Origin of the sequence: Micromonospora sp. NPDC048898, from assembly GCF_043198035.1 — a bacterium.
GTDB lineage: Bacteria > Actinomycetota > Actinomycetes > Mycobacteriales > Micromonosporaceae > Micromonospora.
In genome coordinates this window covers 75,297-100,733 of sequence record NZ_JBICUF010000018.1, presented here as the reverse complement: position 1 = coordinate 100,733, position 25,437 = coordinate 75,297, and the positions used below count along the sequence as shown (strand labels likewise).

22 protein-coding genes are annotated in these 25,437 nt (G+C 73.1%); 10 read left to right on the top strand and 12 right to left on the bottom strand.

Features of this window, described 5'->3' with window-relative positions:
- Positions 1 to 9 precede the first annotated feature (9 nt).
- On the top strand, positions 10 to 792 hold the full coding sequence (locus ACGFIQ_RS31445) for an amino acid ABC transporter permease (RefSeq protein ID WP_393249147.1): 783 nt from the start codon (positions 10 to 12) through the stop codon (positions 790 to 792).
- On the top strand, positions 789 to 1,532 hold the full coding sequence (locus ACGFIQ_RS31440) for an amino acid ABC transporter ATP-binding protein (protein WP_393249145.1): 744 nt from the start codon (positions 789 to 791) through the stop codon (positions 1,530 to 1,532). The genes ACGFIQ_RS31445 and ACGFIQ_RS31440 overlap by 4 nt, the downstream gene beginning before the upstream one ends.
- Before the next feature lie 8 nt (positions 1,533 to 1,540).
- Here the strand turns inward: ACGFIQ_RS31440 and ACGFIQ_RS31435 are convergent, their stop codons facing one another.
- From ACGFIQ_RS31435 to ACGFIQ_RS31425, 3 genes are all read right to left on the bottom strand, one after another.
- On the bottom strand, positions 1,541 to 3,115 hold the full coding sequence (locus ACGFIQ_RS31435) for a Na+/H+ antiporter (protein WP_393249143.1): 1,575 nt from the start codon (positions 3,113 to 3,115) through the stop codon (positions 1,541 to 1,543).
- A 386-nt stretch (positions 3,116 to 3,501) separates the two neighbouring features.
- Positions 3,502 to 3,684, bottom strand: coding sequence for a hypothetical protein (locus ACGFIQ_RS31430; RefSeq protein WP_393249141.1), 183 nt, complete (start codon positions 3,682 to 3,684; stop codon positions 3,502 to 3,504).
- Between the two features lie 66 nt (positions 3,685 to 3,750).
- Positions 3,751 to 7,224, bottom strand: a complete 3,474-nt coding sequence (locus ACGFIQ_RS31425) for a BTAD domain-containing putative transcriptional regulator (protein WP_393249139.1) — start codon at positions 7,222 to 7,224, stop codon at positions 3,751 to 3,753.
- 140 nt (positions 7,225 to 7,364) lie between these two features.
- Here ACGFIQ_RS31425 and ACGFIQ_RS31420 point away from each other — a divergent pair, with 140 nt between their 5' ends.
- The 3 genes from ACGFIQ_RS31420 to ACGFIQ_RS31410 all read left to right on the top strand — a co-directional run bounded on the left by ACGFIQ_RS31420 (position 7,365) and on the right by ACGFIQ_RS31410 (position 8,848).
- Positions 7,365 to 7,622, top strand: coding sequence for an alpha/beta fold hydrolase (locus ACGFIQ_RS31420; RefSeq protein WP_393249137.1), 258 nt, complete (start codon positions 7,365 to 7,367; stop codon positions 7,620 to 7,622).
- 384 nt (positions 7,623 to 8,006) lie between these two features.
- Complete coding sequence (locus tag ACGFIQ_RS31415) at positions 8,007 to 8,456, top strand: hypothetical protein (RefSeq protein WP_393249135.1); 450 nt, start codon at positions 8,007 to 8,009, stop codon at positions 8,454 to 8,456.
- Positions 8,453 to 8,848, top strand: coding sequence for a hypothetical protein (locus ACGFIQ_RS31410; RefSeq protein ID WP_393249133.1), 396 nt, complete (start codon positions 8,453 to 8,455; stop codon positions 8,846 to 8,848). Before ACGFIQ_RS31415 ends, ACGFIQ_RS31410 begins: the two co-directional genes overlap by 4 nt.
- 9 nt (positions 8,849 to 8,857) lie before the next feature.
- Here ACGFIQ_RS31410 and ACGFIQ_RS31405 read toward each other — a convergent pair whose 3' ends face one another.
- The 5 genes from ACGFIQ_RS31405 to ACGFIQ_RS31385 form a co-directional block, all read right to left on the bottom strand.
- Positions 8,858 to 11,110, bottom strand: coding sequence for a hypothetical protein (locus ACGFIQ_RS31405; protein ID WP_393249131.1), 2,253 nt, complete (start codon positions 11,108 to 11,110; stop codon positions 8,858 to 8,860).
- 8 nt (positions 11,111 to 11,118) lie between these two features.
- Positions 11,119 to 12,321, bottom strand: a complete 1,203-nt coding sequence (locus tag ACGFIQ_RS31400; protein ID WP_393249129.1) for a low temperature requirement protein A — start codon at positions 12,319 to 12,321, stop codon at positions 11,119 to 11,121.
- Positions 12,322 to 12,426: 105 nt separating this feature from the next.
- Positions 12,427 to 13,203 carry a TetR/AcrR family transcriptional regulator gene (locus ACGFIQ_RS31395; RefSeq protein ID WP_393249127.1) on the bottom strand — a complete coding sequence of 259 codons (777 nt, stop codon included), beginning with the start codon at positions 13,201 to 13,203 and terminating at the stop codon, positions 12,427 to 12,429.
- 58 nt (positions 13,204 to 13,261) lie between these two features.
- Positions 13,262 to 14,896, bottom strand: a complete 1,635-nt coding sequence (locus tag ACGFIQ_RS31390) for an MFS transporter (protein WP_393249125.1) — start codon at positions 14,894 to 14,896, stop codon at positions 13,262 to 13,264.
- Positions 14,890 to 15,585 carry an SDR family NAD(P)-dependent oxidoreductase gene (locus ACGFIQ_RS31385; protein ID WP_393249123.1) on the bottom strand — a complete coding sequence of 232 codons (696 nt, stop codon included), beginning with the start codon at positions 15,583 to 15,585 and terminating at the stop codon, positions 14,890 to 14,892. The genes ACGFIQ_RS31390 and ACGFIQ_RS31385 overlap by 7 nt, the downstream gene beginning before the upstream one ends.
- A 153-nt stretch (positions 15,586 to 15,738) precedes the next feature.
- Here ACGFIQ_RS31385 and ACGFIQ_RS31380 point away from each other — a divergent pair, with 153 nt between their 5' ends.
- The 3 genes from ACGFIQ_RS31380 to ACGFIQ_RS31370 all read left to right on the top strand — a co-directional run bounded on the left by ACGFIQ_RS31380 (position 15,739) and on the right by ACGFIQ_RS31370 (position 18,830).
- The gene (locus tag ACGFIQ_RS31380; protein WP_393249121.1) at positions 15,739 to 17,028 is read left to right on the top strand and encodes a histidine kinase; all 1,290 of its coding nucleotides are present in this window, start codon (positions 15,739 to 15,741) and stop codon (positions 17,026 to 17,028) included.
- The gene (locus ACGFIQ_RS31375; protein WP_393249119.1) at positions 17,016 to 17,681 is read left to right on the top strand and encodes a response regulator; all 666 of its coding nucleotides are present in this window, start codon (positions 17,016 to 17,018) and stop codon (positions 17,679 to 17,681) included. Before ACGFIQ_RS31380 ends, ACGFIQ_RS31375 begins: the two co-directional genes overlap by 13 nt.
- Positions 17,682 to 17,768: 87 nt before the next feature.
- Positions 17,769 to 18,830: a Gfo/Idh/MocA family oxidoreductase gene (locus tag ACGFIQ_RS31370; protein WP_393249117.1), complete on the top strand. Its 1,062-nt coding sequence runs from the start codon at positions 17,769 to 17,771 to the stop codon at positions 18,828 to 18,830.
- A 159-nt stretch (positions 18,831 to 18,989) separates the two neighbouring features.
- Here the strand turns inward: ACGFIQ_RS31370 and ACGFIQ_RS31365 are convergent, their stop codons facing one another.
- Entirely contained in the window at positions 18,990 to 20,264 is a 1,275-nt protein-coding gene (locus ACGFIQ_RS31365; protein WP_393249115.1) for an MFS transporter, read from the bottom strand.
- 298 nt (positions 20,265 to 20,562) lie between these two features.
- On the opposite strand from ACGFIQ_RS31365, the gene ACGFIQ_RS31360 reads away from it, so the two are divergent.
- Positions 20,563 to 21,111: a DUF1062 domain-containing protein gene (locus tag ACGFIQ_RS31360; protein WP_393249113.1), complete on the top strand. Its 549-nt coding sequence runs from the start codon at positions 20,563 to 20,565 to the stop codon at positions 21,109 to 21,111.
- A 149-nt stretch (positions 21,112 to 21,260) separates the two neighbouring features.
- Here the strand turns inward: ACGFIQ_RS31360 and ACGFIQ_RS31355 are convergent, their stop codons facing one another.
- The 3 genes from ACGFIQ_RS31355 to ACGFIQ_RS31345 form a co-directional block, all read right to left on the bottom strand.
- Positions 21,261 to 21,419 carry a hypothetical protein gene (locus tag ACGFIQ_RS31355; protein WP_393249111.1) on the bottom strand — a complete coding sequence of 53 codons (159 nt, stop codon included), beginning with the start codon at positions 21,417 to 21,419 and terminating at the stop codon, positions 21,261 to 21,263.
- 246 nt (positions 21,420 to 21,665) lie between these two features.
- Positions 21,666 to 21,887: a hypothetical protein gene (locus ACGFIQ_RS31350; RefSeq protein ID WP_030335934.1), complete on the bottom strand. Its 222-nt coding sequence runs from the start codon at positions 21,885 to 21,887 to the stop codon at positions 21,666 to 21,668.
- A gap of 163 nt (positions 21,888 to 22,050) precedes the next feature.
- Entirely contained in the window at positions 22,051 to 23,154 is a 1,104-nt protein-coding gene (locus ACGFIQ_RS31345) for an NYN domain-containing protein (protein WP_393249109.1), read from the bottom strand.
- A 221-nt stretch (positions 23,155 to 23,375) separates the two neighbouring features.
- Between ACGFIQ_RS31345 and ACGFIQ_RS31340 the strand changes: the two genes are divergently transcribed.
- A complete protein-coding gene (locus ACGFIQ_RS31340; RefSeq protein WP_393249107.1) occupies positions 23,376 to 25,412 on the top strand; it encodes a glycosyl hydrolase family 28-related protein in 2,037 nt (678 codons plus the stop codon).
- Positions 25,413 to 25,437: the final 25 nt, after the last annotated feature.

Sequence of the window (25,437 nt, the reverse complement as noted above, 5' to 3'; positions counted from 1 at the left end):
GAGCGAACGATGGATCCGTTGAGCACCCTGTGGGAGACCTTCTTCGACTGGGACTCGATGCGCGAGGCGCTGCCCGAGATGCTGACCGTCGGGCTGCCCAACACGCTGATCCTGGCGGTCTCCGCCGCCCTGCTCGGCTCGGTCCTGGGCCTGCTGTTGGCCGTCGCCGGCCTCTCCCGCAGTCGGTGGCTGCGCTGGCCGGCGCGGGTCTACACCGACGTGTTCCGGGGGCTGCCGGCGGCGGCGACGATCCTGCTGATCGGCGTAGGGCTCGCCCCGCTGGGCATGGAGGTCTGGGGACCGGACCCCTATCCGCTGGGAATCCTGGCGCTGTCGCTCATCGCGGCCGCGTACATCGGGGAGATCTTCCGCTCCGGCATCCAGTCGGTGGAGGCCGCCCAGTTGGAGGGCGCCCGCGCCCTCGGCTTCTCCTGGGCCGACGCGATGCGGCTGGTGATCATCCCGCAGGGCATCCGGCGGGTGCTGCCCGCCTGGGTGAACCAGCTCATCGCCCTGATCAAGGACTCCAGCCTGGTCTACTTCCTCGGCCTGGTGGCCAGTCAGCGGGAGCTGTTCCGGATCGGGCAGGACTACGCGGCCACCACCGGCAACGAGTCGGCGCTGCTGCTGGCGGGGCTGTGCTACCTGGCACTGACCGTCCCGCTGACGCACGTCGTCAACTGGATCGACCGGCGGCTGCGCAACGGCCGCCCGGCAACCGCACCGTCCGACGAGGACGAGGACGACGACACCCCATCGGCGTACGCCACGACGGAAGGACACCGGCGATGACCACCGTGACGAGCACCTCGGTCAGCCTCGACGTCCGCGATGTGCACCTCGCCTTCGGACCGAACCGGGTGCTGCGCGGCGTCGACCTCACGGTGGCGCGCGGCGCGACGGCCTGCGTGATCGGCCCGTCCGGGTCGGGCAAGTCCACCCTGCTGCGCACCATCAACCGGCTGATCGAGCCGGACCGCGGCGACGTGCTGCTGGACGGGCGCAGCGTGCTGGGCGACGACCCGGACGCGCTGCGACAGCGGGTGGGCATGGTCTTCCAGCACTTCAACCTCTTTCCGCACCTGAGCGTGCTACGCAACGTCACCCTCGCGTTGCGCCGGCTCCGCAAGCTCGGCGCGGACGAGGCGGAGACCATCGGGCGGGCCCAACTGGAGCTGGTGGGGCTGGCCGGCAAGGCCGACGCGCGGCCGGCGCAACTCTCCGGTGGTCAGCAGCAGCGGGTGGCGATCGCCCGGGCGCTGGCGTTGCGGCCCGAGGTGATGCTCTTCGACGAGGCCACCTCGGCGCTCGACCCGGAGTTGGTCAAGGGTGTCCTCGCGGTGATGGCCGACCTGTCCGCCGCCGGCATGACCATGGTGGTGGTCACCCACGAGATGGGCTTCGCCCGGCAGGTCGCCGACACCGTCGCCTTCATGGACCGGGGCGTGGTGTTGGAGGCCGGACCACCCGAGGCGATCTTCGAGCGGGCCGAGCATCCTCGGTTGCGCCGGTTCCTCGCGCAGGTGCTCTGACCCGGAGATCACTCGTTGGGTCCGCGCCCCAGCAGCCGGATCTCCTCGTTGTCCAGCGCGGCCTGGAGCTCCTGGAGCACCAGGTCGTCGATCTCCCGGTTGTCGCGCAGTCGGGTGACCTCGCGCCTCTTGTGGGCGAGGACCCCGAGGCGCAGCCTGCGTTCCAGCCGGCGCTCCTCGGCGGTGTTCCCGCCGCTCTCGCTGAGGTCCGTCAGGTGCCGCTGATACTCGGCCTGCAACCGGCGTACCGAATCCTCCTGGGCGCCGACCTCGGCGGCGACCTGCGGCAGGGCGGCCAGGCCCACCTCGGTGGCCCGCCGCCGGGCGTTGCGGGCCTCGTCGACGCGTTCCGGGTCGCCGGCCAGCCCGGCCCAGCGCACGACCAACGGCAGGGTGGTGCCCTGAAGCAGCATGATCAGCACGATCACCAACGCGGTGACGAAGATGATCAGGTCTCGTTCGACCACCGGTCGACCGGCGACAGTCATCGTCGGGACGGCCAAGGCGGCGGCGAGCGACACCGCGCCCCGGAAACCGGACCAGCCGGCGACGGTCCCCACCCGCCAACTGGGCGGACCTTGGCCGTCGTCCGTCATCCGGCGACGCCGCAGCCGCGCCGACTGGGCGGTGAGGTAGATGAAGACCAGCCGGGTGGCCACGACGACCACCGTGACCACCAGCACGATCACCAGAGCCCGCTCGGGCGAAGTGCTGGTGATGCCGCGCACCGCCCGGGGTATCTGCGTGCCGAGCAGGACGAACAGCCCACCGTTGATCAGGAACGTGGTCAGGTCCCAGAACGCCAACGCGAGCACCCGGGACCGGGCGCGGATCACCCGCGGGCCGGCATAGGACAGCACGAGCCCGGCGACCACCACCGCCAGCACCCCGCTGGCGTGCACCGCGTCGGCGAGCAGGAAGGCGCCGAACGGCGTCAGCACGCTCAGCGCGCCCTCGCGCAACGGATCGTCGAGCCGCTTGCGGATCAGCACCACGGCGGCCCCCACCAGCAGGCCGGCGACCACGCCGCCGACGCTGGCGCCGACGAACTCCTCGCTGACACCCAGCACGCCCGGCTTGGCGCTCTGGCTGAGCAGACCCACGGCCACCGCGAAGACCACGAGCGCCGTGCCGTCGTTGATCAGGCTCTCCGCGTGCAGGGTGGTGAGCAGCTTGCGGGGCAACCGTTTGGCCAGGCCGGTGACCGCGGCGGCGTCGGTCGGCGCGAGAACCGCGCCGAGCACCCAGGCGGCGGCGGGGTTCACCCCGAGCGCCTGCGCCGCGAACGACACCGTGACCATGGTGAGCACCACGAGCACCACGGCGAGCAGACCGATCACCGGCAGGTTGGCCCGGATCTCCCGCAGGCTGATGGTGAGGCTCTCCCGGTACAGGATCGCCGGCAGGAAGATCAGCAACACCAGGTCCGGTTTCAGGGTCACCTCGGACAGCGGCGGCGTGAGCCCCAGCAGCACCCCGAACGCGATGAGCAACACCGGCGGGGCGACCCGGTACCGACCGCCGAGAGTGGTGCCGATCAGGACGGTGGCGCCCAGCACCACGATCAGGATGAGCGCCTCCACGCGTACCCCCCTCGATCGTCACCGCGACGGCGCACGCGCCGCTTGTCTACATCTGACCGCACCCCGATCGCCGGTTCCCCACGTTCCGACAAGTCGCCGGCGCCGAGCGCGGGGCCCCCGCTCCGCGATCTTGCACTTTCTGCCCCGACGTAAGGGGCATAACCATCCGTCTCGACGACAGAAACTGCAAGATCGGCGCGATTTCTCGCCCGCCGCGCGGAACTGTCGTCGCACGCCTTTGTAGCGACGCGCCTTGAGCAGTAATTCGTAGATCTTGGACAGTTACCGTTCGCGCAGGACGGTAACTGTCCGAGATCTCGCAGCAGGTGGAGCAGTGGCGGACGGCTGTTCGTCGACCAGCGCCGCCCCGGCGGTCAAGGAGTTGGTCACCGAGCTGGCTGCTCCAGCTCGGCGCGGATCTGACCGAACACACCGTGCGGGTCGTCCGTCTTCGCGAAGCCGACGAAGGTCACCATGTCGGCCTGCCCCGCACACCCGGTCGTGGCCACCAGGATCGCCGCCGTCAGCGCGCCGATGACTGCTGTGGCAGACGGCTTCGCGCGGGTCATGAGTTCCATCCCGTGGCGTGTTTCGCGCGTAAGGTATCGCACCCGGGGCAGGGGTACACGCGGCGCTCAGGTGGGGTCGTCGGCGGCGAGCGCGCGGGCGGTACGGCGGTGCGCGGCGGCCTCGCCGTCGCGGCCCAGAGCGGCGGCCAGGTCGGCGAGGTGCCCGGCCACCGGGCCGGCGGTGACCAGCCCGCTGCCGGCGGCCAGTTCGTCGGCGGCCGGGCGGAGCGCGGCGAAGACGCGTTCCATGGTGGGCCGGTCGTCGACGGCGAGCGCCGCCCGAGCGGTGAGGCAGAGCCGCACCTCCCGCAGCAGGTCGTGCGGCCCGTCCGGGAGGGCCCGCAGCGCCACCAGGGTGGCAGCCCGGTCGCCGGCGGCGGCGAGCAGCAGTGGCCGGACCCAGGGCTCGTGCGGGCCCCAGTCCAGCCGCGCCCAGTCCTCGTCGTCCGGCCCGAGAATCGGGCGCTGACGCCCGAGGGCCGGCGGGGCGTCACTGGCGGCGTCGGCCAGTCGCAGGCCGAGCAGGGCGAGCGGCAGCAGCCCCGGGGCCAGGCCCGCCATGGCGTCGGCGGGCAGGCGTTGCGCGGCGGCCCGGTACGCGGCCACCGCGGCGGCCCGCTCGCCGCCCAGCGCCCGGCGCAGCGCGGCGTACCAGCCGGTGAAGACCCCGACCAGCGGCAGCTCGTAGCGCTGCGCGAGACGGTCGGCGGCGCGGGCGTGCACGTCCGCGCCGGCCCGGTCGGCTCGCGCGCAGCATGCCTGGACCAGGACGAGGTGACCCAGCACCTCGAAGGTCACCAACTGCCGCGGGGCGGCCAGGTCGACAAGCTCCGCGCCGAGCCGGGCCCGCTCGTCGGCCAGCCCGACGCGGTGGAAGGTGTGCATGAAACGCGCGTTGAGCGCGAACGCCAGCAGCCCGGGGTCCGCGACGGTCCGGGCGATCCGCTCGGCCTCGGCGGCGGCCCGGCGGCCACGGTCGCCGGTGCTGCCCCGCAGCTCCAGCGCGAGCGTGCTCAGCAGCCGGCTGCGTTGCGCCGAGCCGGTCGGGCCGAGACCGGTCAGGGCCTGCTCGGCAAGGTGCACGATCCGCTCGGAGAGTGCGTCGTCGTCGTTGCGCGTCCAGATGGCGGGCACGTCGAAACCGGCAAGCACCTCCGCGGTCAGCCGGGGGTCACCGACCGCCTCGGCGTCGGTGATCGCGGCAGCGCGGTACCGCCGTGCCTCGGCCAGCCGGCCCGTCACCGCCAGCCCGCGCCCGAGGCCGAGCACCGCGCCGAGCCGCGCGCGCCGCTCGTTCTGCCCGGCCCGGTCGTACGCGTCGATGACCTGCGCCCACAGCCGGGCCGCCTCGTGCGGGTTGCCGTCCCGTTCGGCCTGTTCGGCGGCGGTACGGGCGTAGCCGGCGGCGCGGTGGGCGGCCTCCTGTCCTCCGCCGTGCAGCAGGTGGTGGGCGAGCGCGGCCGGGTCGACGGGCTGCTGCCGTTGCATTGCCTCGGCCACGGCACCGTGCCAGGCCGCGCGACGCGACGCGGACAGGTCGGCGTAGAGCGTGTCGCGGACCAGGATGTGGGTGAACCGTAGTCGCCCCTCGGGCTCCTGCTCGGTCAGGAACCCGGCCTGCAATCCACGGTCCACGGCGTCGAGCAGTGCCGCCGGGTCGCCGGCCAGCGCGCCGAGCACCTCGGGGTCGAGGTCCCGGCCGAGCACCGCCGCCTGCCGCAGGACGGTACGGGTCGGGGCGGGCAACTGTGCGAGGCGGTGCCGGATCACGTCGCGCACCCCCGGTGGCACCGCCGCCAGCGCCGCCTGCCCCGCACTCGCGGACAACTGGGCCAGCTCCCGGACGAAGAACGGGTTGCCGCCGCTGCGGTGGTGGATCAGTCGGACGGTGGGCGGGTCGAGCTCCGACCCCGCGACGGCACGGGCCAACTCGCCGGTCGCCTCGGCGGACAGTCCGCCGAGGTATTCCCGCACCGGTTCGAGGCCGGCCACGCGGGCCAACGTGGCGGTCAACTCGGGGCTGATCTCGGTGGTCCGGTAGGTGCCGAGGACCAGCACCGGGCCGGTGGTCGGCTGCGGGCCGGTGAGCAGGCCGGTGAGCAGGTCCAACGTGTCGCCGTCGGCGCGGTGCAGGTCGTCCAGGACCAGCAGCAGGGGTCCCCGGTCGGCGACGGCGGAGACCAGCGCCGCCACCGCGCGGTGCCGACGGAACCGGGCCACGGCGGGATCACTCGGGGCGTCGGTCACCGCCGGCTCGCCCGGACCACCGCCCGCCGACCCGGCGGACCCACCGCCCACCGAATGAGCCGACCCGCCGCGCACCGAATGAGCCGGCCCACCGCCCACCGACCCGGCCGACCCGCCGCCCACCGAATGAGCCGGCCCACCGCCCACCGACCCGGCCGGCCCACCGCCCACCGAGCCGCCGCCCACCGACCCGCCCGGCTCGGTGAGCGCGTCGGTGATCTGCGTCCAGGGCCAGGCGGCCGGGGCGCCGTCGTACTCGGGGCTGCGACCCCAGGCCGTGCCCCAGCCCTCGGCGACGAGCTGCCGGCTCAGCTCCTCGGCCAGGGCGGACTTGCCGGCGCCCGGGTCCCCGCTGAGCAGGGCGAGCGTTGGCCGACCCGCCCGGGTGGCGGCCTCGGCGGCGTCCCGCAGGCGCGCCACCTCCCCGTCCCGCCCGACGAACGGCCGCACCGGCGGCGATTCCGACCCGCCACCTCGTACCGGCCCGGCCGCGACGGGGGTGGGGGTGAGGTGTGCCGCCTGGGCCAGGATGTCGGCCTCCAGCCGGCGCAGCTCGGGCCCGGGGTCCACCCCCAGCGCGGACACCACGGCGTCACGGGCTTCCCGCAGCGCGGCCAGCGCGTCGCCCTGCCGGCCGGCGCGGTAACGGGCCAACGCGAGCAGCCGCCAGGCGTCCTCCCGCAGCGGATGGGCGGCGAGGTGGGCGGGCAGGTCGGCGGCGGCCTCGTCCGGCCGACCCAGGGCGAGCAGCGCCTCGGCCCGCCGTTCGACGGCGAGCATCCGCAGCTCGTCCAGCCGGTTGATCTCCGCGACGGCCCAGAGGTCGCCCGCGCAGTCCGCGTACGCGGGTCCACGCCAGAGCCCGAGCGCCGTGTCCAGCGCGGTCAGGGCTGGTGCGGACAGGCCGGCGGTCAGCAGTCGTCCCGCCTCGCCGACGGCCGCCTCGAAGCGTCCGGCGTCCACCGCGTCCGGGGCGGCCCGCAGCGCGTACCCCGGGGGTTCGGTGACCAGGAGGCGGGGTGGCTGCCGCGGCGGCCGGTCGGGCTCCAACGCCCGACGCAGGTCGGCGACGAAGGTCCGGATCGCGCCCACCGCGCCGTCCGAGGGGGCCTCCCACAGGTCGTCGACGAGGCGGTCCACCGGCACCACCCGGCCGTGGGCGATCAACAGCCGGGCCAGCACCAGGCGCTGCCGGTGCCCCCGCAGCGGGACCGGGCCGCCCTCGGTGGCGGCGGTCACCGGCCCGAGGACGCCGAACGTCACCCCCACCGGTGGCGTTTGTTGCCTGGTCATGACACCAATCTAGGCGGCGGTGCCGGCCGGCACTGATGCGGTGCTGACCGTCTGCTGGCGGCACGTCGCCGCCGACCTGGCCGCCGACCACACGGTCATCTGCCCCGACCTGCGGGGCCCACGGCGACAGCGACAAGCCGGTGGACGTGGACGGCACCGGGTACGCCAAGCGGACCATGGCCGCCGACGTGGTGGCACTGGCCGGTGCGCTCGGTCACGAGCGCTTCGCCCTGGCCGGGCACGACCGGGGCGCCCTTGTCGCGTTCCGCGCCGGCCTCGACCACCCGGCGGCGATCAGCCACCTCGCCCTGCTCGACGTGACTGGGGCGCGGCGCTCGGCTACGACGCGGCCCGGGTGTGGCGGGCCTGGGCCCCGGACCTCGACCACCAGACGGTGACCTGCGGGCACTTCCTGGCGGAGGAGGCTCCCGCGACCGTGGTCGGGGCGCTGCGCGCCCTGCTGCGGCGGTGATCGGCCGTTTGCGGTAATGGATCCGACACTGTGCGCCGCCGAGGGCGCGCGACCGCGCCCCGGCGTCCACCGAGCGTCGAAGCTTGCTCTGACCTGCGGAAATGCGACACAGTGCAGGTGGACGCGAACCGATTGGCGGTGCTAAACAGGCAGTTGTCGGCAGCCAACGGCGGCGAGTCGCCCATCGATCGTCTCCCCGCACCGCCGCCCTCGGGCCTCGCGCACGCACCGCCCCGCGGTCGCGACCCACCCCCACGGCACCGACTCCGGTGGCGGACCGGTGAGCACGGTCATCGACCAAGGAGTCGCCGTGGGGCATCTACGCAACCGCGCCAAGCACCAACCGTTCGAGGTGGCCGCTCTGGTCACGACGCCCGTCTGTGGGGTCCTGCTGCTCGCGCTGGACGTCCGACCACCGTCGGTGCAGCTGTCCATGCCGGAACCCATCCAGGTCGGCTGGGAGGTCGCCCTGATCGCCGTCGGCGTGGGCGGGCTCCTGGGCATCCTGTGGCCCGGTCGGCTCTCCACCGGCCTCGGCATCGAGTTCGCGGCCGTGCTGGTGCTCGGCACCATCACCGGCATGTACGCGGTGGCGTTGATGGCGGTGGCCGGCCAGCAGGGCATCGTCGCGGCGTCGTTGATCAGCGCGGTGCCGGTGGGGTCCTTCTGGCGGGTCGCCCAGATCGGCGTCGACCTACGCTGCCTGGCCCACGGCCACCAGTGCGCGACTCACCGACGGGGCGTGGGAGGTGCCGCGTGATCTCGGTATCCACACCCGAGGCGCCGCACTGGGTTCAGGTGCTGCTCAGTCTGCTCGGCGTCCTCGGCGGAACGACTGGCCTGGCCGCCATCGCCACAGTCGTGGCGCAGCGGGGCAAGTTCAAGGCCGACGCCGCGGACACGCTCACGGAGGCCGCCCTGACCCTCGTGCAACCCCTCCAGGCGCGGATCACCGAGTTGGAGAGCGAGGCGATGAGCGCGCGGTCGGAGCTGGGGCTGCTGCGCGAGCAGGTCAACCAGTTGCAGTTCGTCGTCCGGGTGCTGACCCGCACCCTCGACCGGTGGCGGACCGCCGTGCACGCCCCCGACGCCACCCTGCGCAAGATCCGTACGGTGGTCGCGGAATCGGAGCGACTGACCGAGGACCGGTGACGGGTCACCTCACCCGCCGTCCGGGGGGCGCAGCCGTCCGGCGAGTTCCCGCAGCGCCGCCCGGAACTCGGGCTCCTGCTCGTCCGGGTGGTGCCCGCGTACCGGGGGCGGTCGACGCTCCCCCGGTGCCGGCAGCAGGCTGCGCGGGTCCCGCAACCGCCGGTCGACGCCGCTGGCCGGGTCGGCGGCGTCCGGCGGCGGATCACCGGGCCGGTGCGCGGCGAAGATCCAACCACCGACCGGGTCCGTGTCCCGCCACAGGTTGAGCCACCGCCAGCCGACCCGCTCCCCCACCTCGCGCAGCACCTCCCGATTGAGGTACGCCGGAAAGAGCCGGGCGTAGAGGCGGTCCAGCGGTGAGCCGTAGGTGAGCAGCGCGACCCGTCGACGGGTGTGCGGAGGCAGCCGCAGCACCGCGAGGGCCAGCAACGCCGAGCCGTGGCTGTGCCCGCACAGCACCACCCCGGCGTGCCGCTCGGCCAGCTGGGTGATCCGGTCGGCCAGCTCCGGCACCGCGCGGTCGGCGTAGCTCGGCGGTGCGAACGGGTGCGCGGCGCGGGGCCAGAAGGTGCCGAGGTCCCACAGGATGCCGACGTGCCGGCGGAACCACGCCGTCCGGTACGCGAACACACCACCCGAGAGCAGGACCAGGACCGTGGCGGCGACGATGTAGGTGCCCCCCGCGAGCGCCATCGCGACGAACCCGGCCGGCAGCCCGAGGAACCGCCACGTCAGGTCCTCCGGTCCGCGCCCGGTCCCCCCGAGCAGACTCGTGGCCAGCCCGATCACCGCGAGCGCCGCGTACGCGGTGGCCAGCACGCCCAGCCACTCGGTGAACCGGGCACGGGCGACGGCCTTCGTGGCGAGCCGCAGCCGGCCGGTCGCCTCCGGCGGCACGGCGGGAAAGTCGCGGGCGGTGATGTCCGCCGCCGCACGCCACCGGCGACGCCGCGACCGGAGGGTGATCGCGGCGCACACCAGCGCCGCCGCGGCAACGTGTAGGAACACCGCCAGGATCGTCCAGCGGTACGGCAGCGGCGGCCCGCCGTCACCGCGGAAGCCGCCGAGCAGATCCCCCGCCTGGTAGACGAGCCCGGCGGAGAACGCCCCGGACAGGCCGACCGCGATGGCCGCGATGACCGTCGCGCCCGCTCCCCGCGGCAGCGCCGACCGGGCCGCACCCCACGGCAGCGCCGACCGGGCCGCACCCCACGGCAGCGCGGACTGGGCCGCTCCCCGTGGCGGCGCGGACTGGGCCCTGGCGCGACCGTGGCGCCACAGCACCAGCCCGCAGAGCAGCACCAGTAGTGCCATCTGGCCGAACAACGCCCCGCCCGCGATCGCGCCGTAGCCGGGGAGCCCGGCCGACGACGGCCAGCCCCGCCCGTCGCCCGCGACGGCGACGAGGGTCGCCACGCTCAGACCGACCGCCGCCACGCCCACCGCGCGGGCGAACCAGGTGGACATCCCCGCGGTCGACGCACGGTCGATCAGGCCGGGCGCGGCGAGCAGACCGACGCAGACCAGCAGGACCGCCGCACTGAGCGTCCACAGCAGCGTCGTCGCGGGCGTCGCGCCGCCGGCGCGACGGGCGGTGAGCAACAGGAGATCGAGTACGGCGAAAGCGGCGGCGACGTGGATCGCCCGTAGCCGCGCCACCAACGGCTCCACCGCCCACACTGGGTTGCCGGCCGGGCCGGACCGGCGGGTCCCGAGCAGCCGCAGGAGCACGATCGCGGCGATCGGCAGCAGCGTCAGCACGGCCAACCGCTGCCCCACGGGCCGATCGTCGAGCCCGGCAAGCGTGTCGAAGGGCGCACGACAACGGGCCGCACCGAGACACCGCCAGGCGAGCAGGTCGAGGGCGACCCCGGCGATGGACACCACGTACACCACTGTGAGGTTGAGCGCGAGGAGCCGGCACAGGATGGTGACCCCGGCGGCGCGGCGGCCGGCGGGCCGCATCCACACCGCCAGGTTGCTGAGCATGAACGGCAGCAGGAAGACCATGGACAGGGTCCGGGCCACGGTGCCCGAGGGCAGGTCGGCCCAGCGGTACGCCTCGAGCGTCAGCCCGTCCGGGTCGGTGTCGTCCGACCCGGCGCGGCGGTGGAATCCGCCGCTGTCGTCGCCCGCGACCTGCCGCACCCTCGCCTCGTGCAGGACGGCCGAGGGTTGTGCCCCCGACACGCCGTGCACCCGCAACTCGACCACGTCGCCGCCGCGCGGGTGGTCGCCGTGCTGCGCTGGGCCGCGCGGCATCGGGGCGGCTACCCGTGCCGTCGCTGGTCGGGCGCGTCGCTCGCGTCGCCCGGTGAGGCCGGCCGCCACATTCCGGGCATCGCGTCGACCACGACGATCAACAGCAACACCCCGGCGACGACGGCGCTGCCGGCCAGTTGCGGAAGCCGCATGGTCGCCCACCCGAACAGGATGATGGCCGGCACACCGATCAGGCGGGCCCAGGGCAGGCTGGTGTCGACCACCGCCGAGAGCAGGATCCGGGCGGTCAGGAACAGCGCCGGACCGATGACGCCCACGGCCAGCTGTCCCGCGTCGCGGTAGCCCGGATCCTCGATCGTCAGCTCCATCGCGACGCTCGTGGCCAGGACCCCGGCGATCATGACGACGTGCAGGTAGCCGGCCAGGAGCGCCAGTTTGCTGCCGGGTGGGCCGGCCGCCACGATGGTGGCGCCCAGTCGCGTGCCCGCCGGCACCAGGTAGAGCCGGGCGAGGGACACCGCCGTCACGAACGCCAGGGCGAAGGCCACGGTGCTCTCCCGGTTCATCCCGGAGCCGCTGTAGGCGATGCCGGAGAACAGGATCAGCTCGCCCAGCGCGATGATGAAAATCTGTTGGTAGCGCTCGGAGAGGTGCTCACCGTTCACCTGAAGGTCCGGCCAGGAGCTGCGCCCGAGCCTCGGGAACGGCCAGCGCAACCGGGCGAGGGAGTATTCCAGCACCAGGGCGAGCGCCCAGAGCGCCTCCCGGGCCGGGGCGACGAACGCCCCGACCACCCACAGCACGCCGGAGATCGCGAACCAGATCGCCACCCGCAGGCTCCGCAGTTGCAGCGGGTGTCCCTTCAGCGCGGGGATCAGCAGCGCGCCCCGACCAAGGTGGATGGCCACGTAGGCGCCGGCGAACAACCCGGCGTGCGAGTCGAACGCGGTGGGCACGGCGGCGGCCATCAGCAGGCCGCCGAACATCACCCAGAGCAGGAGTACGACGATCAGCGGGGCACGCGGGTCGAACCAGTCCGCCGACCAGGCGGTCACGAACCACACCCACCACAGTGCCGCCAGCAGCACCAGCACCTGGAAACCGCCGTTGAGGCTGTGGTCGTCCAGCAGTGCCCGGGACAGCCGGGTCAGCGCGAAGATGAAGGCCAGGTCGAAGAAGAGCTCCAGGAACGACGTCCGACGGGGGTTCTCCCGCTTCTGGAGCAGCCGCTCGGGGAGCCAGCTCGCCATCGCCCCCCTCTCTCGACACCACCTGCCGCCACAGTCGTACCACCCCGGGGGCCGGGCTCGGGCCGGTTCCGCCAGGCCCGGCGGCTTGGACAGGCGGGCGCCAGCTCAACCAGGCCGGCTAGCGGTCGCACGTTCGGCGACCACCACCGAGATCCCGTCGAGCACGCGTTGCAGGCCGAACTCGAAGGCGTACTCCGGGCCGTAGGCGGCACCGTGCTGCTGGCCGGCCGCGGTGCCGACCCGGGAGGCGGTCGGGTAGGCCCCGGGCGTCAGGAACGTCTCCAGCCAGGGCGCGTGCGACTGCCACCACTGGCCCTCGGTCATGCCGGTCTCCCGTTCCAGGTCGACCACCTCGGACGCGGCGCGGGCGGAACTCTTCACGTGCCCGAGGACGAGCGTGCGCACCGCGTCCATCTCGACGTCGGTGAGCCCGAGGTCGGCGACGGCGCCCAGCTCGTGGTCGTACTTGGCCAGCAGGTGCGGGCCGAGCACGGGCCGGGTCGTCTCGGCCCGGAGCATCCACGGGTGCCGCTGGTAGAGCGCGAGGTTGTCGCGGGCGATCCGCTCCAGCCGGGCCCGCCAGTCGCCCTCGACGGCGGGGCGCGGCATCTCGCCGTACGCGGTGTCGATCATGACGGCGACGAGTTCGGCCTTGCCGGGCACGTAGGTGTAGACCGACATCGTGCCGACACCCAACGCCTCGCCGACCCGGCGCATGGTCAGCGCGTCGAGGCCCTCGGCGTCGGCGACGTCGATCGCGGCCCGCACGATCCGGTCGACGCTGAGCCCCGGCCCGGCGCTGCGGCTGGTCGGCTCCCGGGTGCGCCACAGGATGGCCAGGCTGCGGGCCGGGTCCGCGGAGGCCTTGCGCTCACTCGCCATGGTGCGGCCATCCTAACAACCCGGGCGTACGGCGTACGTCGCCCGGCGGCCCGCGCGGTCACAGCTCCTCGCGGTCGTCGGAGAGCGTCGGGCCGGCGGCGGCGGGCACCAGGTGGCGTACCTCCGGTTCCGCGTCGGTCAGCTCCCGGGCCCGCTGCTCGGCCGCACGGTCCTCGCCGGTCAACCGGCCGCCGTGCTGGCGCAGGTGCTCACCCCACGACGGCACCAGGTACACCTCGACGAACCGGTCCGTCGTCTCCGCCGGCCGGAACAGCCCCCACCGCATCGCGCCGGTCCGCTGCCGCGCGCCACGCACCAGGTCCATCGCCGCCAGGAACCGTTGGGTCCGCTCCGGCCGGACGGTGTACTGCACCGTCACCAGCACCGGCCCCACCCCCGGGTCCGGCTCGTGCGCCAGGTGCAGCTGCGGCCAGTAGGCCGCCGGTTCCCGGTCCACCGACCGCAGGTCCGGCAACGGCCAGATCCGACTCGTCGCGGTGCCGACAAGCATCAGCGCCGCCGCCGCGAGATAGGCGAGGACCAGCCCGGCCATCTCGGCCACCAACCCCCAGACCAGCGCGCCGGCCGCCTGCCCGCCGGCGAAACACACCTGGTAGACGGCCAGGCCCCGGGCCCGTACCCAACTGGGCAGGAAGAGCTGCATCTCGGCGTTGACGTTGGCCAGGACGGTCACCCAGGCCATCCCGGCGGGCAACAGGGCGACAAGCACCAGGGGTACGACCCGCACGGTGCCGACCACCGTCAACGCCACGGTGAACAGCGCCCCGGCGATCAGCAGGAGCTGGTTGGCCGACAGCCGGGTGCGGAGCACGGCCAGCAACACACCGCCGGTGATGGCACCCACGCCGAGGGCGGCCAGCAGCAGCCCGTACCCGCCGGAGCCCAGCCCCAGCCGCCGGGCGGCCACCAGCGGCAGCAACGCCCACAGCGCGCTGGCCGGGACCACGAAGACAAGCGCCCGGCGCAACAGCCGACGGACGGTCGGCGAGTGGCGAACGTAGCGGCTGCCCGCGCGCAACGCGGCGGCGAACCGCTCGGGCACCTCGACCGCACGGGCGTTGCCGGGCCGCCAGCGCCACAGCGCGTACGCGAAGATCCCGAAGGCCACCGCGTTGAAGCCGAAGACCGGGGCGACGCCGGTGCGGGCGATCAGTACGCCGGCCACCGCCGGCCCGACCGCCCGGGCCACGTTGACGCTTATCGAGCCGAGCGCGGACGCCGACCGCAGCTGGTCGGACGGCACCAGCTCCGGGATCACCGCCGCCCAGGCCGGCAGGGTGAGCGCCTGCCCGACCCCGAACGCGAAGGTGAGGGTGAGCAGCAACGCCGGTGGCATCCGGTTGGTCTGGGTGAGCAGCGTCAACGCCACCGCCACCGCGACCAGGAACAACTGCACGGCGATCAGCAGGTGCCGGCGGTCGAAGTTGTCGGCCAACACTCCGGCGGGCAACGCCAGCAGCAGCACCGGCAGCAGGCTCGCGGTCTGGACCAGCGCGACGAGGGTGGAGGCGTGGGAGTGGTGGAGCAGCAGCCACTGCGCACCGACCGTCTGCATCCAGGTGCCGATGTTGGCGACGAGCAGGGCCAGCCACAGGTTGCGGTAGACCGCGGTCCGCAGTGGCGCCCACGCCGGGGCCGGACGGTCGTCGGGTCCGGCTGCGGCCGTCACCACCGCCCGTCCGCGCGCAGCACGCGCTCACCGGAGACGAAGAGGTCGTCGGGTTCGAGCAGCAGCAGCCGGACGACCTCGGTGGCGACCTGTTCCGGCATGGCGTACACCTCGTCCAGGAACTCGGCACCCACCCGTTCCTGCAACCGCGTCGGCATCGGCCCGGGATGCAGCTGCATCACCTTGATCCGGTTGCTGTGCTGCGCCTCGGCCAACGAGTCGACAAGGCTGCTGCCGTAGCTCTTGGTCGCCCGGTAGACCGGGATGCCCGGTCGGGGGGCCGCCAGTGCCAGCGCGCCGACGTACACCACGTTCCCGTGACCCTGCCGGTGCAGGTGCCCCACCACCTCCCGCAGCAGGTACGTGATGCCCAGAACGTTGACCTCCACGGCCCGGCGGATGTGCTCCACCGACAGGTCCGCCAGCTCACCGCCCGCCCACATCGAGGCGCAGGCCGCCACCCCGTCGATCGTGCCGTGACGCCGCACCACCTCGGCGAAGCCCGCCCGGACCTGCTCGTAGGAGGAGACGTCGCAGACCGCCCCGTCGCACCCCAGTTCGTCGGCCGTGGCCGCGACCTCGGCCGGTACGTCGCCGAACACCACGACCTGGTGCTCGTCGACCAACTGCCGCGCCACCGCGAGGCCGAGCCCGCTGGTACCGCCGACCACCACGAAGGTTCTGGCACCCATGTCACTCCAGCCGCCGCCCGGACAGGTCACGCGCGCCGCGTTCTTCCCGTTTCCGGACCCCGCACACCCGTTCGGCCGGTAGTGCTGGACCTACCCCGGAAAGTGGATCTGGACGGCTGGGGTGCCCGGTCGTCCCCGATTAGCGTCTGCGGCATGACCCCGGAATCCCCAACTCGGCTGGCCGAGGCGCTGCGTCGCCGCAACTGGCTGATCTCCGCCTGGCCCTGGCGGGCACTTGCCTACGTGATCAGCACCGTGCCGATCGCGGGCCTGCTCGCCATCGGGCTGCTCATCATCGGCGCACCGCTGCTGGCCGCCGCCAACGGGTTGCTGCTGGACGGTCGGCCGCCCGGCGTCGCGCTCCTGCTGTTCCTGGCGGTCGGCAGCCTCAGCCTGCTGGCGCTGGCGCCGATCGTGAGCTTCCCGGTGGCCGTCATCGAGCGGTGGCGGCTCCGACTCGTGGACACACGTCCGCTGCCCGCGCCGTCGTGGCCGGGTCTGGTCGCCCGCTACCGCAGCGCCGGGGCCTGGCGGGAGGTGGCCTACCTGTTCTTCCTGGGCGGGTTCGTGCCGGTCGCGTACTGGGTGCTCCTGCTGCTGGTGCTGCTCGACCTCGGGATGATCACCAGCCCCTGGCTGGCCGGCGAGGCCGAGCCGGTCGTGGTCTGGCAGCCGATCGAGTCCACCGGCGAAGCCATCCCGTACGCCATCGTGGCGGTGCTGCTCCTTCCGGTCCTCTGCTACGCGGCCGGTCTGATCGCCGCCGCCCAGGCGGAGGTGACCCGGTGGGCACTGGCCTGGCCGGTCGACGCGGTGGCACTGCGCGAGGTCGCCCGTTCGCGCACCCGGCTGGTCGGCGCGTACGAGGCGGAACGGCGCCGGATCGAACGGGACCTGCACGACGGCGCACAACCACGACTGACCAGCCTCACCCTGCAGCTGGGCCTAGCCCAGTTGGACGTACCCGAGGACTCCCCCGCCGCCCGGCCCCTCGCCGTGGCACACGACCAGGCTCGGGGCCTGATGGTGATGTTGCGGCAGTTGGTGCACGGCATCCGCCCGCAGAGCCTCACCGACCTCGGTCTGGCCGGTGCCGCCAACGAGCTGGCCGACGTCGCCACCATCCCGGTCACCGTGCACGCCGACCTGCGTGGCGAGCTGCCCGAGATCGTGGAGACGACCGCCTACTTCGTGGTGTCCGAGGCCCTGAGCAACGTCGCCCGCCACGCCCGGGCGACCCACGCCGAGGTACGCCTCACCCGGGCCGACGGGGACCTCGTCGTCGAGGTGTCCGACAACGGGCGGGGCGGTGCCGACCCCACCCGGGGGACCGGCCTGACCGGTCTCGCCGACCGGGTCGCCGCCGTGGACGGCCGGCTGCTGCTGTCCAGCCCGCCCGGCGGGCCTACCCTGGTCCGGGTGGAGCTGCCGTGCCGTCGATGACCCGGGTGGTGCTCGCCGAGGACGAGGTGCTGCTGCGGGAGGGCCTGGTCGCGCTGCTGACCCGCTTCGAGTTCACGGTGTGCGCCGCCGTCGGCTCCGCCCCCGAGCTGCTGGCCGCCGCCCGCGAGCACACACCGGACCTGGTGCTGACCGACATCCGGATGCCGCCGGGCCGCCACGACGACGGGCTCCGCGCGGCCGTCGCGTTACGCGCCGAGCGGGCCCACCTGCCGGTGGTGGTGCTCAGCCAGTACGTGCAGACCGGGTACGCGGCGGCGCTGCTGGACAGCGGCGACGGTCAGCGGGTCGGCTACCTGCTCAAGGACCGGGTGGCCGAGGTCACCGAGTTCGTCGACACCCTGCGCCGGGTCACGGCGGGCGGCACCGCCATCGACCCGGATGTGGTGCGGCAACTGCTGCACCGCCCGCGCGATCCGCTGGCCTCGCTCTCCGCCCGCGAACGCGAGGTGCTGGCGCTGCTGGCCGAGGGCCGGTCGAACGCCTCGATCGCCGGCCGACTGCACGTCACCGAGGCGGCGGTCGGCAAGCACGTCGGCAACATCCTGTTGAAGCTCGACCTGCCGCCGAGCGACGACACCAACCGCCGGGTGCTCGCGGTGCTCACCTACCTGCGCAGCGACCCGGTGGGCTGACCAGCACCGGGCTGGGATCGGGGCGTAGATTCGGCAGGCGGTGCCGCCGCCGGCGAAGGGCGCGGACCGGCGAGACGGGGGTACGGCATGGCGGAGGCGTTGCGGGTTGGTCTGCTGGGATACGGGCTGGCGGGTCGGGTGTTCCACGCCCCGCTGATCGCCGCGACCCCGGGGCTGCGGCTCGACGCGATCGTGACCCGCGATCCGCAGCGGCGCGAGCAGGCCCGGCAGCACTTCCCGGCCGCCCGCCTGGTCGACGACGCCGACGAGCTGTGGCGTACACCGGATGCTCTGGACCTGGTCGTGGTGGCGACGCCGAACCGGCAGCACGTGCCGATGGCCCGCGCGGCCCTCGCCGCCGGGCTGCCGGTCGTCGTCGACAAGCCCCTCTCCCCGACCGGCGCCGAGGGCCGCGCGCTGATCCGCGAGGCGACCGAGCGTGGGGTGCCGCTGACGGTCTTCCAGAACCGGCGCTGGGATGGCGACTTCCTGACCGCCCGCCGGCTGGTGGAGCAGGGCGAGTTGGGGCGGGTGCTGCGCTTCGAGTCCCGGTTCGAGCGGTTCCGTCCGTCCATCAAGCCGGGCTGGCGGGAGCTTGCCGGTCCCGAGGAGGCCGGCGGTGCCCTCTTCGACCTCGGCGCCCACCTCGTCGACCAGGCGGTGCAACTGTTCGGCCGGGTCGACCGCGTCTACGCGGAGGTGGACCGCCGCCGCGCGGGCGCGGCTGTCGACGACGACGCCTTCGTGGCGTTGACCCACGCCAACGGGGTGCACTCGCACCTGTGGATGGGCGCGGTGACCGCCCAGCTCGGGCCCCGACTGCGGGTGCTGGGCGACCGGGCCGGCTACACGACGTACGGCCTCGACGTGCAGGAGGCGGCGCTGCACGAAGGCGGCCGACCGGACCAGCCGGGTTGGGGGGAGGTCCCGCCGGAGCGCTACGGCATGCTCGGCGTCGACGGTGATCTGCGGCCGGTGCCGACCGAACCCGGCGCGTACCAGAGCTTCTACGCGCAGGTGGCGGCGGCGCTGCGCGACGGCACTCCGATGCCGGTGGACCCGCGGGACTCGGTCGCCACGGTCGAGCTGATCGAGCTGGCGCACCGGTCGGCGGCCGACGGAGCGGTGCTGCCGGTCCCGACCGCCTGACCGGCGCCGGCTGTGCCGCGACCAGCAGGCTCGCTGGTCCGGCGCTGCCTGCGGCCGGGCAACGCGCGTTGCTCCGGCCGTGCCGTGGGAGGGCAGGCTCGTTGCTCCGGCCGTGCCGTGGCTGGGCAGGCTCGTTGCTCCGGCCGTGCCGTGGGCGGGCTACGCCCGTTGCTCCGGCTCGACGGTGCCGGCGGGGCGGGTCGTCCGGCGCAGGCTCCGCCGCAGTGCCCAGGCGGTGACGACGGTGGCCAGCGTGCCGCCCGCGCCGGCGATCAGCAGCGTGGTCGGGGCCGAGGTGGCGTCGAGCAGCACGGCACCGCCCAGGTAGGAGAGCGCGGCGGCGATTCCGATCGCGCCGTACAGGTTGCCGAAGACCCGGCCGAGCATCGCCTCGGGGACGACCCGTTGCAGCAACGTGCTGGAGGCGACGTCCATGGCCGCGATCCCCAGTCCGCGGACCGCCTGCATGACGATGGCGGCGCCGACCGCCCAGGCCAGCCCCGTCAGCAGGTTGCCGACACTGCTGATGGCGAACCCCGCGATCAGCAGACCGGCGGTGGACGCCCGCACCCCGTACCGGCCCAGCAGCAGGTAGCCGACGAACAACCCGAGCCCGACCGCGGCCAGCAGCAACCCGACGGTCGAGCCGCCGGCGTCGAACGTCTCGGTGGCCAGCAGGACCAGGGCCACGTCGTCGACGCCGTTGAACGCCACCACGGCACAGAACCCCAGCGCGACCACCCGGACCACCGGGGTCGACCAGAGGTAGCCCAGGCCCACCCGCGCGTCGCGCAGCAGGGAACCCCGGCCGGCATCCCCGTCGGCGGGCACCGACATCCTCGGCAGCGACGCCAGCAGGACCGCCGAGAGCAGGAACGACACGGCGTCGACAAGCAGCACCCCGCGTACGCCCACCAGCGGGAACAGCGCCGCCGCGAGCAGCGGACCGAGCACCTCGCCGCCGTTGGTGCCGAACCCGACAGTGGAGTTCGCGGACTCCAGGTCCCGGTCGCGCACCAGGGCCGGCACCGCCGCCCGGGAGGCGGGCTGGAACACCTGCCCGGCGATCGCCCGGACCGCCACCAGGGCCAGCAGCACCGGCAACGACGGCAGCAGTACGGCGATCAGCAGCAGCACGCCGCCCTGGACCAACTCCGCACCGATCATGACCCGGCGCAGGTCGAAACGGTCGCTGAGCGCCCCGGTGAGCGGGCCGAGCAGCGCCGGCGCGAAGTCACCGACGAGCAGCAGCATCGCGATCGCGAGCGCACGACCGGTGCTGTCCTCCACGTGCAACATCAACGCGACCAGGCTCAGCGAGTCGCCCGCGTACGAGATGACCCGAGCCGACCACAGCGCCCGGAAGCCCGGGTTGTGTCGCAGCAGACGCATCCCGCCACGGGTGGGCTCGTCGGCGCCGGTGGGACCTGTCACGTCAGCTCCGCTCCTCGCGCCTGCGCCCGGACGTACGCACCGTAGTGAGCCGACAACTTCGGATCAACGCGATTTCCATCGAGGGGATGAGTAGGCGGCCCCGGCGTTCTCGACGCGCCCGAAAATCGGTGGAGGGGCAGCGCTTCGCGCGCCTACCGTGCTGCGGAACCAGGTCGTCTAGGCAAGGACGTGCCGTTGTACACCCTGTGAGTCTTCCCGAGCGCTGCTGTGTCGCGCGTCGCGTCTGTGCGCCGCGCCCCTTTTTGCTGCGGACTTCTCACGGAACCGGTGTACCTCTGTGCTCACCCACTGGGCCGTCGTGCCCACCTGCCTGCCACTCGTTCGCCGCCGCTGCCCCGCGTGCGCGTCCGAGCGCTTCCGGCCAAGCGGTAAATTCCGCGTCAACGCCAACCACAAGCTCCTCGACGTCTGGCTCCTCGTGCTCTGTACCGGCTGCGGGGTGACGGCGAAGCTCACGCTCCTGGAGCGGGTGACCGTGCGTGCCGTACGGCCCGGGCTGCTGGAGCGGCTGCACCACAACAACCCTGGGCTGACCGCCAGTCTGCTCCAGAACCCGTTCGTGCAGCACCGCAACCGCATCACCCTCGACTGGGACGACGCCTGGCGTCTCGACACCGGCGGATCGGAGCACCCGGACGGCGAGACTGTCGACGTCTCGGTCCGCTTCGCGGCGCGGATCCCGGTCCGGCCGGCGCGACTGATCGCCGAGGGCTTCGGGCTGTCGCGAGCCGAGGTCGACAGACTGATCGTGGAGGGGAATGTCGTTTCGGCGGTCCGGTTGACCGGCAAGGTCTCCGGCGACTTCACCTTCACGCTGAAACGCTGAGCTCTTCTGCACCGACCGTGGGCCTGGCCCGGGCGGCGATGATCCACTCGCCTTCATGAATATGGCGGCATCCCGGCGTCCGGGATACCGCGTTATCACCAAACCCGAGTGGATCAAGGGTGCAAGGTCGGTGGGCGGTGACGGGCTGGCTAGTCGGCGTCCTGCTCGGACGGGGTGTCATCGGGCACCCGGGCGTCGTCGTCGGTCAGCGCGTCGTCCGACGAGGTGGCGAGGTCGGCCAGCCGGCGCTCGGCTTCCCGGACCTCCTCGTCGAGCCGGGGGTTCTCCTCGTCCGGGCTCTGCGACATGGGGCGACCTCCATCGGGCACGACCGGCCGATCTCCGTGTACCCGGCCTGACGGCGAGGACACGGGCCGCATGCGCTGTTCCTCGATCACTCGATGAGCAGTAGTCACATCCGACGCCCGCGGACAACTACTGAACAAAGAGGCCATGACCTGAACATCGTTGGTGAGATGAGCCGAGCGCCGGGCCGGCCGGGGAGCGCACCGGGCTGGAGCCCAGGAGCGTTGCCGGCCCGGCCCGGTGCCGGATCAGCGCTGCTTCAGCTCGCGCCAGGATGGGTGGGTGCCGCGCCACGCGTCGGCGAGGATGGCCGCCGAGGCCCGGCTTGGGCACTGCTGCACCCGCTCACGACCCGACGCCCCACCGATCTGGGCGCGGACCTCCCAACCCTGCCCGTCAGTACGGATATACACGTCCCGGCGTCCGCGCGGGGTCGTGTCTCCGTTCCACCAATGCTCCTCGACCTTCATTCGCCGACCGTATAGCAATTTTTGCGCCGAGGGTACGGCGCAGGTAGGCATATACCAGGGCGATAGCCGTAATTCCGGCGCATTTCGGCCCATGCGTCGACGGGGAGGACCCGCAACGGCGGGTCCTCCCCGTCCTGACCGACGAATCAGGAGGGCCCGCCGCTCAGCCCTGGGTGGTCAGCAGGTAGTCGTCAGCTTCGGGGCTCCACCGCAGGTCGACAGCTCCGCCGGTGGCCGCGGCCTTGCAGAACTGCAGGAAGCTGCGGTAACCGAGCTTCTTCTCACTGAAGTCGGGCCGGGCCCGTCGCAGTTGGTTCTTCAACCCGGACAGCGCCACCGGGTTGCCGCTGCTGCCGAGCTCCGCCACCACACCACGGAGCAGACCGAACGCCACCTCCCGGTCGCCGTGCTCGGGCAGCGAGACCTCGGGGTCACCCTTCGCCGGCCCCTCGGCCAGCTCGATCACGTTGTGCTCGGCGAGGTGCCGCAGCAGTTCCCCGAAGGTGCGGAACCCGTAGTCGGACTCGCTGAACGTCGGGTCCTTGCGCAGCAGGGTGCGCTTGAGCCGGGAGGCGGTGACCTCGCCGTTGGCGCTGCCCTGCAACCCGGCCACCGTCTGGGCGACCTGGACGGCGAGTGCGTCCACGTCCCGGCCGGGCTCCTCGCCGGCGGGTCGACGGCCCACCTCCGGCTCTGGCTCCGGCTCCCGCTCCAACTCCGTCTCGGGCGGGCGCTGGTCGGAGCTGGGCTGCCGGGTCGGACGACCACGCCGGCTGCGGGTCGGCGGGATGTCCACACCCTCCAGCCGGTCGTAGTAGAGGAACTCGTCGCACGCCGGTGGAAGCAGCGCCGACGTCGACCCCTCGACCCCGACGCCGATGACCCGCTTGTTCAACTCGCGAAGCTTGTGCACCAGCGGGGTGAAGTCACTGTCGCCGCTACAGATCACGAAGGTGGAGATGTAGTCGCGCTCGAACGCCAGCTCGATCGCGTCGACGGCCATCTTGATGTCCGCGGCGTTCTTGCGGGAGGCACCCATCCGCTGCGGGATCTCGATCAGCTCGACGTGGGACCGGGTGAGCATTCGGCGGTCCTCGTCGAAGTAGGACCAGTCGGCGTACGCCCGACGGACCACCACCCGCCCCCGTTCGGCGAGCGCGTCGGCGATCGGCCGGAAGTCGAAGTCCGCGCCGCCACGGTGGTCGCGCGCCCCCAACGCGAGGTTCTCGTAGTCGAGGAACAGGGCGATCCGGTCTTCTTGATCCACGCGGCCCAGCGTACGCCGGCCGTGGCCGGTCCGGGCGCAGGCGAGGCGCGACACCTCAACTCGCCAATCGTCCATTTCTTGCGGCTCAATAGTCGCCAATTTTCGTGCTTCGATTGTGGTCTTGCAGCACGCTGTTCGGTGCTGCATCATGGCGATCAATGTCGGGCGTCGGGGGAGGCGCCGGGCGGACCTCCACCACCATCCACCCAGGAGGGTCACCGATGATTCGCAGCATCCTGTCGGCACGGGGACGACCCGGCCGGCCGACCGGCACCGCCGTCGCGCTCGCGGCCGGCCTCGCCGTGCTTGTCGCCGGACCCGCCGTGGCCGTCGCCGGTCCATCCGCGCCCGCCGCCGCGCGGCCGGCGGTCACCCGCGCCGCGCTCGACCCGGCGCTTGTCGCCGGGCGCGGCGCCGACGTCGACTTCGTCGAGCAGGAGGCGGAGAACGCGCGCACCAACGGCGAGGTCATCGGCCCCGACCGGTCCGCCTACACGCTGCCCGCGGAGGCCTCCGGCCGCCGGGCGGTCCGGCTCACCCCCGGCGAGTACGTGGAGTTCGTCCTGCCCAGCGCGGCCAACGGCATCACCGTGCGGTACAGCATCCCGGACGCGCCACAGGGCGGTGGGATCACCGCGCCGCTGCGGGTCGCGGTCAACGGCAAGCACCTGCGCACCATGACGCTCACCTCGCAGTACTCATGGCTCTACAACCAGTACCCGTTCACCAACGACCCGTCGGCCGGGCTGCTGCACCCGGACTGGTGGATCACCGAGTGCCAGTGCGTGCCGGCGGCCACCACGCCGGCCCCGGTCATCAGCACGCCGTTTCGGCCCACCCACTTCTACGACGAGCAGCGGCTGCTGCTCGGGCGCACCTACCGGGCCGGCGACACGATCCGCCTGACCGCGCCGACCGGCAGCGCCGCGGCCTGGACCGTCATCGACCTGCTCGACTCCGAGTTGGTCGCGCCGCCGCACGTCCGGCTGCTCGCGGCGAACGTACTCGCCTTCGGCGCGGACCCCACCGGCCGGCGGGACTCCGCCGACGCGCTGGACCGGGCCATCGCCTTCGCTCGGCGCGCCCACCTCACGGTGTACGTCCCGCCGGGCACCTACCAGGTCAACCGGCACATCATCGTCGACGACGTGACAATCGAGGGCGCCGGCAACTGGCACACCGTGATCAGGGGCCGCGAGGTCGCCCTGCCGACGCCCGCGCCGGACGGCTCGGTGCACACCGGCGTCGGGTTCTACGGCCGCGACGCCGCCGACGGCGGCAGCCGTAACGTGCACCTCTCCGGCTTCGCCATCGAGGGGGACGTCCGGGAGCGCATCGACACCGACCAGGTCAACGCGATCGGTGGGGCGATGAGCGACTCCACCATCGACGGCCTCTACCTGCACCACACCAAGGCCGGCCTGTGGTTCGACGGGCCGATGCGCAACGTCCGCGTCACCAACAACATCGTCGTCGACCAGATCGCCGACGCGCTCAACTTCCACACCGGCGTCACCGACTCGCTGGTGGCGCACAACTTCGTCCGCAACACCGGCGACGACGGTCTGGCGATGTGGTCGGAGAAGACGGCCAACGCGCGCAACACGTTCGACCACAACACCGTGCAGTCACCGACGCTGGCCAACGGCATCGCCATCTACGGCGGCACCGACACCACAGTCTCGCACAACCTCGTCGCCGACCCGGTCCGCGAGGGCAGCGGTCTGCACGCGGGCTCCCGCTTCGGCGCGGAACCGTTCACCGGGCACCTGCGGTTCACCAACAACACCACCGCCCGCGCCGGCACGTACGAGCTGAACTGGAACATCGGGCTCGGCGCGATCTGGGTCTTCGCCCTGGACCGCAGCATCGAGGCGGCCGTCGAGGTGACCGGCGACGCGTACCTCGACAGCACCTACAACGCGATCATGCTGGTCAGCGACTGGCCGGTGAAGGACCTCTACTCGATCTCCGACGTGCGGTTGCGGGACGTCCGGGTCGACGGCACCGGCACGTCGGTGGTCAGTGCCCGCTCGGCCGGGTCGGCATCGTTCGCCAACGTGGACGCCCGCAACGTGGGTGCGGTGGCTGTCAACAACTGCGGTTCGTTCCACTTCACCCCGGCCGGTTCGGAGTTCACCCTGACCGACCTCGGCGGCAACGACGGCGGATGGCTCGCGCCGTGGCTGCTGCCCAACACCATCACCTGCGACGACCGGCCGCCCGTGTCGCCGCCCCCGCCTCCGGCGCAGTGGTGAACGCGGTGGGCGGCTCGACGAGTCG